Here is a 12,151-nt window from a genome sequence, read left to right as displayed (position 1 = left end):
TCCATCGCAGGTGCCCCCTTCAGGGGTTCGGCGTTCGGGTAAGCAACGCCTGAGTCTGGACACCCTGGTCTCTGAGGTCACGCAGCCACGCCGAAGGCCTTATCTCCCCGCATCAATCATCTAGAGGTGATCGCGTGGGTCGCAGTCCACGCCACCGCGAGCATCATGGCAAGGACGGCACTGGCGAGTTCGACCGGCCATCCCGGTGGCCGGAAGGACACCACGACTTCTTTGCCGACGTCGTCAGGGGTGAGCGTCACCGTCAGCAGGAAGTCTTCGGAGGCAGCAGCCTGCTCGGCTCCCTCGACCCGGTACCCGGGCCAGGCAATCCGGCTGAACACCACGGTGCCAGCGGAACCCTCGACCTCCTCGACGGTGAAACTGACCCGCGTATCTCGCACCGTGACGTCGGACACGGTGACACCACTGGTCCGGGTGATCCCGCCAGCCGGTTCGACCGGATCGTCGCGATGGACCGTCCACGTGTATTTGCCTTGCGTCATCGACCACCCGTCGCGGAGCACCGGTTCGGTGGCCGCAGCCGACTGCTCGGTTGCTGCGGAACGGGCCACGATGATCGTGTTGAGGTGGAGGTCGTCGACGAGCCGCGAGCCGTCGGGCTGGACCTCGAACAATCGCTCGTAGGCTTGCGGGCACGACACCCCCCGCAGGTCGAGGCACAATCGCTGCGCGAGTACCCGGTGCGGGAGAACGGTGTATGCGCTCGCAGAGTCCATCTGGCGTACCCGCCACACGTTGCCGATCAGTACTTCTCGCCACGCCTCCGGTTGGCCCTGGATCGCATAGATGTCGCCGACGGTCATCACCCCCTCGTCGGAACCGGCCTGCACCTGGCCGATCGCTTCGACCGAGTTCGGGACGCGAAAATAGGCCAGCGGCGGCGCATGACACACGCCCAGCTGGAGTCCGAGGAGCATCACCGTCGCCAGCACCGAGAAGCCGGCCGCCCACGGGGCGATCCGAGGTTTTGTGATCCGCGCTCCGACGGACATCACCCCGACCAAAGCCGCAATCTGTGCAGCACCACCGACTGCGAGCCAGCGGAGGTTGTCCGGCTGGGCGGTCCAAGCGGTCCACAAGCCGGCGAGGGCTATGGCCACGACGAGGGCCTGCCGCCGCCACGGCACCGAGGTCGGCCATGCCTTGGTGGCTATCACGGCGAAGGCCACGGCGAGGCACAGGCCGACGTACGGAAGCATTCGGGACGGGTACAGCAGGGGGCCGACGCTACTCGGTCCGAGCACCATGGCCATGGACAGGGCCGCAACGACACCCACGACCAGCAGCGGGCGTCCATGACGTCTCAGGCCCGGTCCGAGTAGCGCGAACAGCGGCAAGAACCAGGCGATGTAGTGGATTGGCGCAGGCGCGATCGGACCCCACCAGCCGGCCACGCTCGACAGGGACGTTGCCCCGGTGCTCGCGGCGAGGTCACCGAGGTCGAGGTTGAGGAACTGATCGTTGGTGACCGACAGGCCAGCGTGGTCCGTCACCGAGGCCGTCAAGATCCCGGGCAGATAGACGAACACGACGAGCAGGCCCAGATAAACGCCCAGGCCGACGATCCGCCTCGCTCGAGCGTGGTCGCGCTCGAGCCACCATGACTCGGCGAGTAACGCGGAGAACAAGAACAACGCGGCGATGACAGCGAAAGCGTAGCCCAGAGTCACCAGGAGAAAAGCGGCCGCGAAATAGGCACCGGGGCCTCGTCCCGCGTCGAGGTGGCGCCGCAACATCCACCACGTCAGGGCGAACAAGGCGATGCCTTGCAGATTGGGCACCCATGAGGGGGCATCTATGTACAGGGTCTGTCCGCCGACTGCTGCCGTGACCCCGGCGAGCGCGGCCCAAGGCGCTGACGACCCGTAGGAGCGGGCAAGCCCGAAAGCCGCTGTTTGCAGCAACAACAGGAACGCCACCTTGACGAAAGTGGCGTAGATCACCGGATTGTCCTGGACGTGGCTGCCCAGGCCGATCACCCATGCCAGCGGACTCCACAAACCCCACTGCTGTTCGGCCAGGAAGTTGCCGCCTTGCCACGATCCGGGGTCGAGGATCGTCCAGGTCCCCTCGTGCAAACGCCTGCCGAGGTCGTACCACTGCCCGAACGAAGCCACTTGGCTGTCATCCCAGAAGAAGTACTGTCGGTTGACGATCAGCCGCTGAGCGATGACCGCGAGCGCCGCGAGGGACGAGGCCGACCACCATGCCAGGACATAACGGGGCCGGTCGGCGCTGATGCAGTCCGACTGCGGCGGATGGAGGCTTGGATCGGGCACCGTGACAGGGTACGGGAAGAGGTCGTTACCCTCTCGCGGACATCACGGACAAAGAGGTGCCGCGATCAAGCATGCCGGTCCGGGCAGGTAGGTCCGCCGAAGCCGGTCCGTCCGCCCGATAGACTCCGGGCATGCCTCGCGTGATCGTTGACGTCATGCCCAAGCCCGAGATCCTCGACCCGCAGGGGAAGGCCGTCCACGGTGCCCTCCTGCGGCTCGGCTTCTCCGGCATCAGCGATGTCCGACAGGGCAAGCGATTCGAGCTGGAGGTCGAGACCGCCGACGAGGCGACGCTCGCCGAGGTCGCCAAGATCGCCGAGACGCTGCTGTCGAATCCGGTCATCGAGGACTACGCCGTGCGGGTCGACGCGTGAGCGTCAGGGTCGGCGTCGTCACCTTCCCCGGCTCCCTCGACGACACCGACGCCCAGCGCGCGGTGCGCCTGGCCGGGGCCGAGCCGGTCGCCCTGTGGCACGGCGATCACGACCTGGCCGGGGTCGACGCGGTCGTGCTGCCCGGCGGGTTCTCCTACGGGGACTACCTGCGCTGCGGTGCCATCGCCCGCTTCGCGCCGATCATGGCCGAGGTCGTCGACGCCGCCGGACGCGGCATGCCGGTGCTCGGCATCTGCAACGGCTTCCAGATCCTGTGCGAGTCGCATTTGCTGCCCGGCGCTCTCATCCGCAACGACCACCGGACCTTCGTCTGCCGCGACCAGCGGCTCGTCGTCGAGAACGCAGGCACCGCCTGGACCTCGTCGTACGACCAAGGCCAGGACATCACCGTCCCGCTCAAGAACGGCGAGGGCGGCTTCGTCGCCGACGAGGCCACGCTCGACCGGCTGGAGGGCGAGGGCCGGGTCGTGGTGCGCTACGCGGGTGTCAACCCCAACGGCTCGCTGCGCGACATCGCCGGCATCACCAACGAGCGCGGCAACGTGGTCGGCCTCATGCCGCATCCCGAGCACGCCGTCGAGGAGCTGTGCGGTCCCGGCACCGACGGCCTCGGCTTCTTCACATCCGTCCTCAACCACCTGGTGAACGCATGACTCTCCCCCTGGGCGTGGCCCTTCTCCTCGTCGTCGCCGGCGCGTGGAATCTGCTCATCTGGCCGCAGTTCGCCAAACGGATCATCGCCGATCCGCGCTCGCGCGACGAGAACGGCCGCCGGACGACCTTCTTCACCGTCCACGCCGTGCTGATCTCGGTCTCCTTCGTGCTCGGCCTGTCCGTGGGCGTCATAGGTCTCGTCGGTTTGTTCTCCTGAATCGAGGCATCGTCGGGTAGACTTGCCGAAGCGGCTCCGTCTCGTGAGCCGCTTCTTCGCGCCTCTCGCCGGCTGAGTTCCGGGCATCAGGCGCCCAACGTCTGAGAGTTTCGTGAATCCCACTCCCGCCGGTACCACCGGTTTTTCCGGCCTGGGCCTGCCCAAGCCGCTCGTCCGCAGCCTCGCCCGCGAGGGCATCGTCGACCCGACACCCATCCAGCAGGCGGTCATCCCGTCGGCGCTGGGCGGCTCCAACGTCCTCGGCCGCGCCCGCACCGGCTCGGGCAAGACCCTGTCCTTCGGCATCCCGGTGCTCGACACGCTCGCGGGCGGCCAGCGCCGTCCGAAGGCGCCGCGCGGCCTGATCCTCGTGCCGACGCGCGAACTGGCCAGCCAGATCGAGCGGGTCCTCACGCCGATGGCCGAGGCGCTGCACCTGCGCACCATGACCGTCCTCGGCGGCGTGCCCATCAACCGCCAGATCAACCGGCTGCGCGACGGCGTCGACCTGCTCGTGGCCACCCCCGGCCGCCTGACCGATCTGGTCGACCGCCGGGCGGTGACCCTCGACCGGCTGGAGATCGTCGTGCTCGACGAGGCCGACCACCTGTGCGACCTCGGCTTCTACAAGCCCGTCGACGCCCTGCTGGCGCAGGCGCCCCGCTCGGCGCAGCGCCTGCTGCTGTCGGCCACCCTCGACGGCGACGTCGACAAGCTCGTCCGCCGTCACCTGCCCGAGCATGTGCTCCACGACGTCGAGGTGCCCGAGGAGCAGCAGGGCGAGATGGCCCATCACGTCGTCGTGGTGGACCGCACCGAACGCCTGCAGGTCGCCCACGACCTGCTCGCCAACACGCCGCGCACCATCGTCTTCGCGCGCACCCGGCGCGGTGCCGCCCGGGTGGCCCGCCAGCTGACGCAGCGCGGTATCGAGGCGGTCGACCTGCACGGCGACCTCGACCAGCGCAAGCGCGACCGCAACCTCGCCCGGTTCTCCTCCGGCGAGGCCCATGTCATCGTCGCCACTGACATCGCCGCCCGCGGCATCCATGTCGACGACGTGCCGCTGGTGCTGCACTTCGACGCCCCGGCCGAGCACAAGGCCTACACTCACCGGTCGGGTCGCACCGCCCGCGCGGGGGAGTCCGGCACCGTTGTCACGATGACGACGCCGGAGGACCTCAAGGACGTCGTGGCGCTGCAGCGCAAGGCTGAGGTCGTGGCCCGCCAGCACCGCCGCGCCGACCTCGCCTCGCCCCTGACCGTCGAGTCGCTGGCGAGGTCGGGACGGCCCGGCGAGGCCGCCCAGACCCGCTCGGGCACGGCCTCGCGGGCCGGAGGCGGTGCGAGTCGCAACCGGAACCGCAACCGGCGCGGACCTCGCCGCTGATCCCACCGCAGGGCCGCCTCGCGCCTCGGGACCCGGTGCTCTTGGAGGATGCTCATAGGCGACTACCCGGTCATTGAGGTGCGCCCTTCGAGGCCGCTCGTCCCTCGCGGCACCTCAGGACCCGCTTGTGCGGTCAGCCGGTCACTGAGGTGCGAGCGCAGCACACCTCGAAATGACCACCACCGAAGGGCGCACGTCAATGTCTGCCCGCTTGAGATGCGTCGCCGGGCGACCGTCATGATGGAACCCATGCTGATGAAGGTCGGACTGCGCCGCGTGGCGCTGCTCGGACCCGCCTTCATCGCCGCCGTCGCCTACGTGGACCCCGGCAATGTCGCCACGAACGTCACCGCAGGCGCCTCCTTCGGCTACACGCTGGTCTGGGTCGTCGTGCTGGCCAACGTCATGGCGGTGCTCGTGCAGTACCTGTCGGCCAAGCTCGGCCTCGTCACGCGGCGGTCGCTGTCGAGCCACCTCGGGGAGCGGCTGCCGCGCGCGCCGCGGATCGCCTACTGGCTGCAGGCCGAGGCCATCGCGGTCGCGACCGACCTGGCCGAGGTCGTCGGCGGGGCCATCGCGCTGAACCTGCTGTTCGACCTGCCGCTGCTGGCCGGTGCGGCGATCACCGTCGCAGTGTCGGTCCTGATCCTCGCCGTGGGCGACCGAGGCGGTCAGTCGGCGCTGGAGCGCACGATCATGGCCTTCCTCGCGCTGATCGCGGTCGGCTTCGTCGCCGGACTGTTCGTCGCGCCGCCGGCCGCCGCCGACCTGGCCGGTGGCCTCGTGCCGCGCTTCGACGGCGCCGAGAGCGTCCTGCTGGCCTCCGGCATCATCGGCGCGACGGTCATGCCGCACGTCATCTACCTGCATTCGAGCCTGACCGTCGACCGGCTCGGCGTTCGCGGGGAGGGATTGTCGCTGCCGACGCTGCTGCGCGCGACACGGATCGACGTCGGTGCCGCGCTGCTGCTGGCGGGCCTGCTCAACCTGTCGCTGCTGGTGCTCGCCGCGTCGGCGCTGTACGGGATCGACGGCACCGACACCCTCGGCGGCGTCCACGAGGTCGTCACCTCCGAGCTGGGTGCGGGCGTCGCGCTGCTGTTCGCGGTGGCGCTGCTTGGCTCGGGCCTGGCCTCGACCTCGGTGGGCAGCGCCGCAGGTGCCGAGGTGATGCAGGGCCTGCTCGGCGTTCGCCTGCCGCGACTGCTGCGCCGAGTGGTCACCGCGCTGCCGGCGCTGGCCGTGCTCGCGGCGGGCGTGGAGCCGAGCCGGGCACTCGTTGTCTCCCAGGTCGCCCTGTCGCTCGGCATCCCGTTCGCGCTGGTGCCGCTGGTGCTGCTGACCTCGCGGCGCGACGTCATGGGCGAGCACGTCAACCGGCGGTCCGTGACCGGGGCGGCGTGGGGCGTAGCCGCAGTGGTGATCGGACTCAACCTCGCCCTGCTCTGGCTGACGTTCGCGGGGTGAGTGCCGCCCGGGTTGTGCCACAATCCGGGCGTGGCCATGACACCCCTGCGCATCCCGCGTGATCTCGGCGCGGCCCGCGACAACCTGCTCGCCAAGGCGCGGCGCAGCCGGCTGGCCGACACCCGGCCGATGCCGCGCACCGCGATTGCGCAGAACGAGCACTTCACGCTGTACCGGTATGCGCCCGACGACGAGGCGCGCCCGCACGGCCGGCCGCTGTTCCTCACCCCACCGCTCGCGGCACCGGCGATGGCCTTCGACCTGCGGCGCGGCTGCTCGGTCGCCGAATACTTCATCGAGGACGGACGCGACGTCTATCTCGTCGACTACGGGCCGGTGGACTTCGGGGATCGCGACCAGGGGATCGAGCACTGGGTCGACGAGGTGCTGCCGCAGGCGCTCACGCTGGCCTCCGAGGACGCCCACGGGGTGAACCTGCACATGGCCGGATGGAGCCTCGGCGGCATCTTCACGATGTTCACCGCAGCGGCGCGCCAGGACCTGCCCATCGCGACGGCGACTGCGGTGGCCAGCCCGTTCGACCTGCGGCGGGTGCCGCTGCTGGCACTGGCCCGCCCGCTGGACCGGGCCTTCGGCGGCCTGGTCGGACCGGCCTACCGCGCGGTCGGCGGGGTGCCCGCGCCGTTGACGAAGTGGGGCTTCCAGCTCTCGGCGGCCGACAAATACCTGACCAAGCCGCTGTCGATCCTCACGCACGCCGACGACAGGGACTTCCTCGCCCAGTTGGAGGCCGTCGACCGGTTCATGGACAACATGTACGCCTATCCGGGGCGGACCTTCGGGCAGTTGTACCACGTCGTCATGCGCACCAACGAGTTCGCGACGGGGACGATGCGGTTGGGCGGGCGGCCGGTGCATCTGGCCGACATCGACGTGCCGGTGCTGGTCGTGGCCGGCTTGAACGACACCCTCGCGCCGACGCCCGCAGTCGCTCACCTGCTCGACCTGGTGACCGGTTCGCCGAGCACCCAGCTGCTGCAGGCCCCCGGCGGCCACCTCGGTGTCCTCACCGGCCGGGCCGCCCGCAAGACCACCTGGCCCGGCATGGAGGGTTTCTTCAGCAAGTTCGACTGAGAGGTCCGGCAGATAGGTCCGCTGGCTGAGGTGCGAGCGAGGAACGAGCGAGCCTCGAAGCCCGCCGTGGTAAATCCCTTCGAGGTGTGCTGCGCTCGCACCTCAGGGACCGAGTTCCGTCGATCCGGGAAGCCCTGAGGCAGGATGGGGGCATGCCCGAGCTGCCGGAGGTCGACGCGCTGGTGGCGGACCTGCGCGGGCGCATGGTCGGCGCTGCGGTGGCGGGGGTCGAACCGGCGTCGTTCGCGGTGCTCAAGGCCGTCGATCCGCCGCTGGAGGCGTTGCTGGGCCTGTTCGTCACCGGGGTCCAGCGGCACGGCAAGTTCATCGACATCGAGGTCGACGGCCTGCACATGGTGATCCACCTGGCGAAGGCCGGCTGGCTGCGCTGGTCGGACAACGTCGACCCCAAGCGGGTCAAGATGGGCAACGGGCCGCTCGCGCTGCGGCTGCGGCTCGATCTCGGTGACGGCCCGCGCAGTGGCTTCGACCTGACCGAGGCCGGCACCCGCAAGGGCCTGGCGGTCTATCTCGTGCGCGACCCGGCCGACGTGCCCGGCATCGCTGCGCTCGGCCCTGACCCGCTGGCCGACGACTTCGACCTGCGCCCGCTGCTGGGCCGGCGCATGCAGATCAAACGCCTACTGCGCGACCAGAAGATCATCGCCGGCATCGGCAACGCCTACAGCGACGAGATCCTGCACGCGGCCCGGCTGTCGCCGTTCGCCATCGCCGAGACGCTGGACGACGATCAGGCCGACCGGCTGGCGACGGCGATCCGCGAGGTGCTGACCGAGGCGTTGCGCGAGGCGCACGGCAAGCCGCCGAGTGAGTTGAAGGATGACAAACGCAGCCGGATGCGTGTCCACGGCCGCGCCGGCCAGCCGTGCCCGGTCTGCGGCGACACCGTCGCCGAGGTGGTCTTCGCCGATTCCTCCCTCCAGTACTGCCCCGCCTGTCAGACCGGCGGCACCCTGCTCAAGAATCGCTCCACCAGCAAGTTCGTCAAGTAAAAGGATGCGCCGGTAGGTCCGCTGGCTGAGGCGCGCCCTTCGAGGCCGCTCGTTCCTCGCGGCCGAGATGGTCCCGTAGAGTTCAACGGCCAGTCGCATCGTCGTTCTCCCCGTCGGGGTCCTGCCATGTGGCCGTGAGTTCGAGGCCGGTGGCCCTGGCGAGGCTGAGGAGCCGCCGGAGGTAGATCGTCGACTTGCCGCTCTCGATCTCGCTCACCGTGCTCTGGGGGAGGTCGAGCAGATCGGCGACCTGCTGCTGGGACAGGCCGCGAGCCAGGCGGGCCTGCTGGATCGCCAGCCCGAAGTCGGCCGGGGCGTGCAGCCGGGTGGTGTGCTGGGTCATGGCCGTTCCTGATATCGGGATTTCACGATGAAATCAGCGTATTGCGATTTCGCGATATCGTGGGGCGGTGCCTACGCTGCTGCTGCTCAACGGACCGAACCTCAATCTGCTCGGCACGCGCGAGCCGGAGGTGTACGGCACCGAGACGCTGGCCGATGTCGTCGCCCTCGTCGAGCGGGCCGCGTCCGATGCCGGATTCGGGGTCGCGGCGCTGCAGAGCAATCACGAGGGCGTGCTGATCGACGCGATCCACGACGCTCGCGGCACGGCCGACGGCATCGTCATCAACCCCGGCGGCCTGACCCACACGTCGGTCGCCCTGCGCGATGCGCTGACCGGTGTGGGCCTGCCGTTCGCGGAGGTACACATCTCCGACGTCCACGCGCGCGAGGAGTTCCGGCACCACTCGTTCCTCAGTGACGTCGCCGATGTCGTCGTGGTCGGGGAGGGCGTCGGCGGTTACGCGCGGGCGGTGCGCGAGTTGGCCGGGGTCATCGCGCCTTCGTCGTCGCGGGGCTGACCGCGCCGGCCGCCTGGCCTGGGCGCAGGGCTTTGCGGGCCATGCGGTTCATCACGTGCATGACGACCGAGTAGCCGAACGGCACATAGCGCTGGCCGTACCAGCCGAAGCGGATGTCGTTGGACGTGAAGGCCATGTGACGGCCCTTCTCGACCGCGCGCAGCATCTTCTCGGCGGCGACCTCGGGGGTCACGGCGTGCTTCTCGAAGTGGCCCACGAGTTTGCTGACCTGGGGGTCGTCCCGATCCACGCCGACGATGTTGACTGTGCCGACCAGGGGCGTGGCGACGGCACCGGGGCACACGAGCGTCACGCCGATGTCGTGTGCGGCCAGGTCGAAGCGCAGCACCTCGTTGACGCCGCGCAGGCCGAACTTCGCGGCGCTGTAGGGGGCGTGCAGGGGCAGGCCGAACAGGCCGGCGGCGGAGCTGACGTTGACGATGTGCCCGCCGCGACCGGCGTCGATCATGGCCGGGGTGAAGGCGTGCATGACGTGGATCGGACCCATGAGGTCGACATCGACGGTGCGCTGCCAGTGCTGCAGTTCGAGGTCCTGGATGCGGCCCCAGGTGGAGATGCCGGCGACGTTCATCACGATGTCGACCGAGCCGCCGACGGCCGCGTGGGTGCGTTCGGCGAAGGCGAGTACGGCCTCGGCGTCGGTGACGTCGAGGGCCTCGTGGTGGAGGACCGCGTCGCCGAGGCGCGCAGCGACCTCGCCGAGGAGATCGCCCTGGATGTCGGTGAGGACGAGGCTGGCCCCGCGCGCGGCGGCGAGTTCGGCGGCGGCGCGGCCGATGCCGCTCCCGGCACCGGTGATGACCGTGATGGCTCCGGCGAAACTGGTCTTGCGCATGGGTTCTCCGCTCTGAACACGATTACTTGGACAATCGTACCAGTTGTAGGTCCGAAGCCTCCGTGCGGACCGTCCGCTTCGGCGACGTCTTCCGATTTCTGTCCGTGGTTCCCTCTAGCGTGGCAGTAACACCCAGGAGGCATGCACGATGGATCGATACTGGCACGACGGGCCGCTCGCCGCACTCGACTTCGAGACCACCGGCGTCGACCCGCTGCGCGACCGCGTCGTCAGCTTCGCGCTGGTGACCGACGACGACGCCACCGGCGGCCTGGTCGATCCGGGGGTGCCGGTCCCTGCGACGTCGTCGGCCGTCCACGGACTCGACGCCGAGTCGCTGCGCGGCGCGCCATCGTCCGCGGTGGCCGTCGCGCGGGTGGCGCGCTGGGTCGACCGGCTGATCGACCGCGGCGTTCCGCTCGTGGTCTTCAACGCGGCCTACGACCTCACCATGCTCGCCGCCGAGTGCCGCCGTCACGGCCTGGCCGAGCCGGACTGGCTGCGCCTGGGCGTGGTCGACCCGTTCCTCATCGACTGGGGTCTGGAGCCGCGCCGCCGGGGCGCGCGCAGGCTCACCGATGTGGCCGCGCGGCTGGGCGTCGCGCTGCACGACGCGCACGACGCCACCGCCGATGCGCGGGCCGCACTGGAGGTCGCGCGCGAGCAGGCCGCCCGCTTCGACGACCTGGCTCGGCTGACGACGCGCGAACTCATGGCCCAGCAGCAGCGCTGGCACGCCGCCAAGGCCGAGGACTGGAACGCCTATGCCCGCCGCAAGGGCCGTTCCCTGGACGATCCTGCGGGCTGGCCGCTGGCGCTGCCGGTCAGTCGGTTGCGGACGGCGTAGCCGCCGGGGTCCGGTGCGCCGCCGTGTTCGCCCCGCCGAGCGCCAACAGGGCGATGGCGGCCAGATAGAGGGCCATAATGGCGACATCGGTCAACCGGGTCGCCGTGACACGCTCGAAGACGGTCAGCGCGATGATCGAGTCCGACACCAGGAAGGCGACCGCGCCGAGGCCCGCCAACCGCTCGGTGACCAGCGCGGTCGCGGTCGTCCCGCACAGCAGCGCCGCATAGAGCGGCAGCACCGCCTGTACTACCGGATCGTCGATGCCCTTCCAGACGAGCACCACCAGTCCGACGGCCGCCGCGGCGAGCACCCCGATCAGTTCGGGTTGGGCGCGCAACCGGCCCAGTGCGCCGCGCGAGGCGAAGAAGGCGATGAAGCACACGTGCGCCAGCGCGAAACAGGCCATGCCGGCCAGGAACATCCCGTCGCGCTCCAAGAAGAAGTCGCCGCCGAGGCAGAACAGCATCGCCAGCGCCAGGATGCGGGGCGCGCCCACCTGCAGCAGCCAGCCGATCAACAGCGGTGCCGCCAGGCATTTCGTCACGCTGTCCCACGGGCTGACGCGGGCCGCCAGCAGGGCGACGTGGGCCGCCGCGACGAGAGCGAACAGCGGCCACCAGGGAATCTTGACCTCGCGCATGTCCACACGGTAGCCGTCGGCAGCGTTCATCGCGCGGCTCTCGCGCCCGATGTCGCTAACAATGAGCGGTATCGGGCTAGACGGATGTTGTCGCAACACGCTGACGTGCGCTTGAGCAGGCTCCTCGACAGCCCACTAGACCGTGACAAGCAACGCGCCACACGGGTCGGCGCGATGACATGACGGGCCGGTAGTGATCGTTTTGGCGCGCGGCGTGGCCGACTCATGCTCGACTGGAAGGTGGGGCGTCGCGCTGAACTAGGGCGTGTTGATCAAGTGGTTTTGTCTTCGCGTGGGTGAGTCTTGAACGGTGATGCGGCAGGAGATCTCTGACGAGGTGTGGTCGGTGATGGAACCGTTGATGCCGACGGTGACCGGGAGGTCGCGGCCGTGGACGGATCATCGGCTCGC

13 protein-coding genes are annotated in these 12,151 nt (G+C 69.7%); 9 read left to right on the top strand and 4 right to left on the bottom strand.

The window, feature by feature from the left end:
* Nucleotides 1-116: 116 nt before the first annotated feature.
* Entirely contained in the window at nt 117-2,300 is a 2,184-nt protein-coding gene (locus QM597_RS06670; protein WP_415004089.1) for a hypothetical protein, read from the bottom strand.
* Between the two features lie 131 nt (nt 2,301-2,431).
* On the opposite strand from QM597_RS06670, the gene purS reads away from it, so the two are divergent.
* The 7 genes from purS to QM597_RS06635 all read left to right on the top strand — a co-directional run bounded on the left by purS (nt 2,432) and on the right by QM597_RS06635 (nt 8,531).
* The gene (purS, locus tag QM597_RS06665) at nt 2,432-2,674 is read left to right on the top strand and encodes a phosphoribosylformylglycinamidine synthase subunit PurS (protein WP_415004088.1); all 243 of its coding nucleotides are present in this window, start codon (nt 2,432-2,434) and stop codon (nt 2,672-2,674) included.
* The gene (gene purQ, locus QM597_RS06660) at nt 2,671-3,348 is read left to right on the top strand and encodes a phosphoribosylformylglycinamidine synthase subunit PurQ (RefSeq protein ID WP_415004087.1); all 678 of its coding nucleotides are present in this window, start codon (nt 2,671-2,673) and stop codon (nt 3,346-3,348) included. The genes purS and purQ overlap by 4 nt, the downstream gene beginning before the upstream one ends.
* A complete protein-coding gene (locus QM597_RS06655; protein WP_415004086.1) occupies nt 3,345-3,566 on the top strand; it encodes an SCO4848 family membrane protein in 222 nt (73 codons plus the stop codon). Before purQ ends, QM597_RS06655 begins: the two co-directional genes overlap by 4 nt.
* A gap of 112 nt (nt 3,567-3,678) precedes the next feature.
* Nucleotides 3,679-4,956, top strand: coding sequence for a DEAD/DEAH box helicase (locus tag QM597_RS06650; protein ID WP_415004085.1), 1,278 nt, complete (start codon nt 3,679-3,681; stop codon nt 4,954-4,956).
* Between the two features lie 249 nt (nt 4,957-5,205).
* On the top strand, nt 5,206-6,423 hold the full coding sequence (locus QM597_RS06645; protein ID WP_415004084.1) for an Nramp family divalent metal transporter: 1,218 nt from the start codon (nt 5,206-5,208) through the stop codon (nt 6,421-6,423).
* 36 nt (nt 6,424-6,459) lie between these two features.
* On the top strand, nt 6,460-7,518 hold the full coding sequence (locus QM597_RS06640) for an alpha/beta hydrolase (protein WP_415004090.1): 1,059 nt from the start codon (nt 6,460-6,462) through the stop codon (nt 7,516-7,518).
* Nucleotides 7,519-7,670: 152 nt separating this feature from the next.
* Nucleotides 7,671-8,531: an Fpg/Nei family DNA glycosylase gene (locus QM597_RS06635; protein ID WP_415004083.1), complete on the top strand. Its 861-nt coding sequence runs from the start codon at nt 7,671-7,673 to the stop codon at nt 8,529-8,531.
* An 82-nt stretch (nt 8,532-8,613) separates the two neighbouring features.
* Here the strand turns inward: QM597_RS06635 and QM597_RS06630 are convergent, their stop codons facing one another.
* Complete coding sequence (locus QM597_RS06630; protein ID WP_415004082.1) at nt 8,614-8,874, bottom strand: helix-turn-helix domain-containing protein; 261 nt, start codon at nt 8,872-8,874, stop codon at nt 8,614-8,616.
* 67 nt (nt 8,875-8,941) lie between these two features.
* Between QM597_RS06630 and aroQ the strand changes: the two genes are divergently transcribed.
* The gene (gene aroQ / locus QM597_RS06625; RefSeq protein WP_415004081.1) at nt 8,942-9,394 is read left to right on the top strand and encodes a type II 3-dehydroquinate dehydratase; all 453 of its coding nucleotides are present in this window, start codon (nt 8,942-8,944) and stop codon (nt 9,392-9,394) included.
* Here aroQ and QM597_RS06620 read toward each other — a convergent pair.
* On the bottom strand, nt 9,366-10,250 hold the full coding sequence (locus tag QM597_RS06620; RefSeq protein ID WP_415004080.1) for an SDR family oxidoreductase: 885 nt from the start codon (nt 10,248-10,250) through the stop codon (nt 9,366-9,368). The genes aroQ and QM597_RS06620 overlap by 29 nt on opposite strands.
* Before the next feature lie 148 nt (nt 10,251-10,398).
* Here QM597_RS06620 and QM597_RS06615 point away from each other — a divergent pair, with 148 nt between their 5' ends.
* Complete coding sequence (locus tag QM597_RS06615) at nt 10,399-11,097, top strand: exonuclease domain-containing protein (RefSeq protein WP_415004079.1); 699 nt, start codon at nt 10,399-10,401, stop codon at nt 11,095-11,097.
* On the opposite strand, the gene QM597_RS06610 is transcribed toward QM597_RS06615, so the two are convergent.
* A complete protein-coding gene (locus QM597_RS06610; RefSeq protein ID WP_415004078.1) occupies nt 11,075-11,770 on the bottom strand; it encodes a lysoplasmalogenase in 696 nt (231 codons plus the stop codon). The genes QM597_RS06615 and QM597_RS06610 overlap by 23 nt on opposite strands.
* Between the last annotated feature and the right edge of the window lie 381 nt (nt 11,771-12,151).

The sequence above is a fragment of the Aeromicrobium sp. genome, from assembly GCF_047607065.1.
Taxonomy (GTDB): domain Bacteria; phylum Actinomycetota; class Actinomycetes; order Propionibacteriales; family Nocardioidaceae; genus Aeromicrobium.
The sequence above is the reverse complement of the archived record's forward strand: the minus strand, read 5'-3'. Positions and strand labels throughout refer to the sequence as shown.

Excerpts from the sequence above, each read along its gene's own strand:
- purS (WP_415004088.1), top strand. The coding sequence starts at position 2,432 with ATGCCTCGCGTGATCGTTGACGTCATGCCCAAGCCCGAGATCCTCGAC.
- QM597_RS06655 (WP_415004086.1), top strand. The coding sequence starts at position 3,345 with ATGACTCTCCCCCTGGGCGTGGCCCTTCTCCTCGTCGTCGCCGGCGCG.
- QM597_RS06645 (WP_415004084.1), top strand. The coding sequence starts at position 5,206 with ATGCTGATGAAGGTCGGACTGCGCCGCGTGGCGCTGCTCGGACCCGCC.
- QM597_RS06640 (WP_415004090.1), top strand. The coding sequence starts at position 6,460 with ATGACACCCCTGCGCATCCCGCGTGATCTCGGCGCGGCCCGCGACAAC.
- QM597_RS06635 (WP_415004083.1), top strand. The coding sequence starts at position 7,671 with ATGCCCGAGCTGCCGGAGGTCGACGCGCTGGTGGCGGACCTGCGCGGG.
- QM597_RS06630 (WP_415004082.1), bottom strand. The coding sequence starts at position 8,874 with ATGACCCAGCACACCACCCGGCTGCACGCCCCGGCCGACTTCGGGCTG.
- QM597_RS06620 (WP_415004080.1), bottom strand. The coding sequence starts at position 10,250 with ATGCGCAAGACCAGTTTCGCCGGAGCCATCACGGTCATCACCGGTGCC.
- QM597_RS06615 (WP_415004079.1), top strand. The coding sequence starts at position 10,399 with ATGGATCGATACTGGCACGACGGGCCGCTCGCCGCACTCGACTTCGAG.
- QM597_RS06610 (WP_415004078.1), bottom strand. The coding sequence starts at position 11,770 with ATGAACGCTGCCGACGGCTACCGTGTGGACATGCGCGAGGTCAAGATT.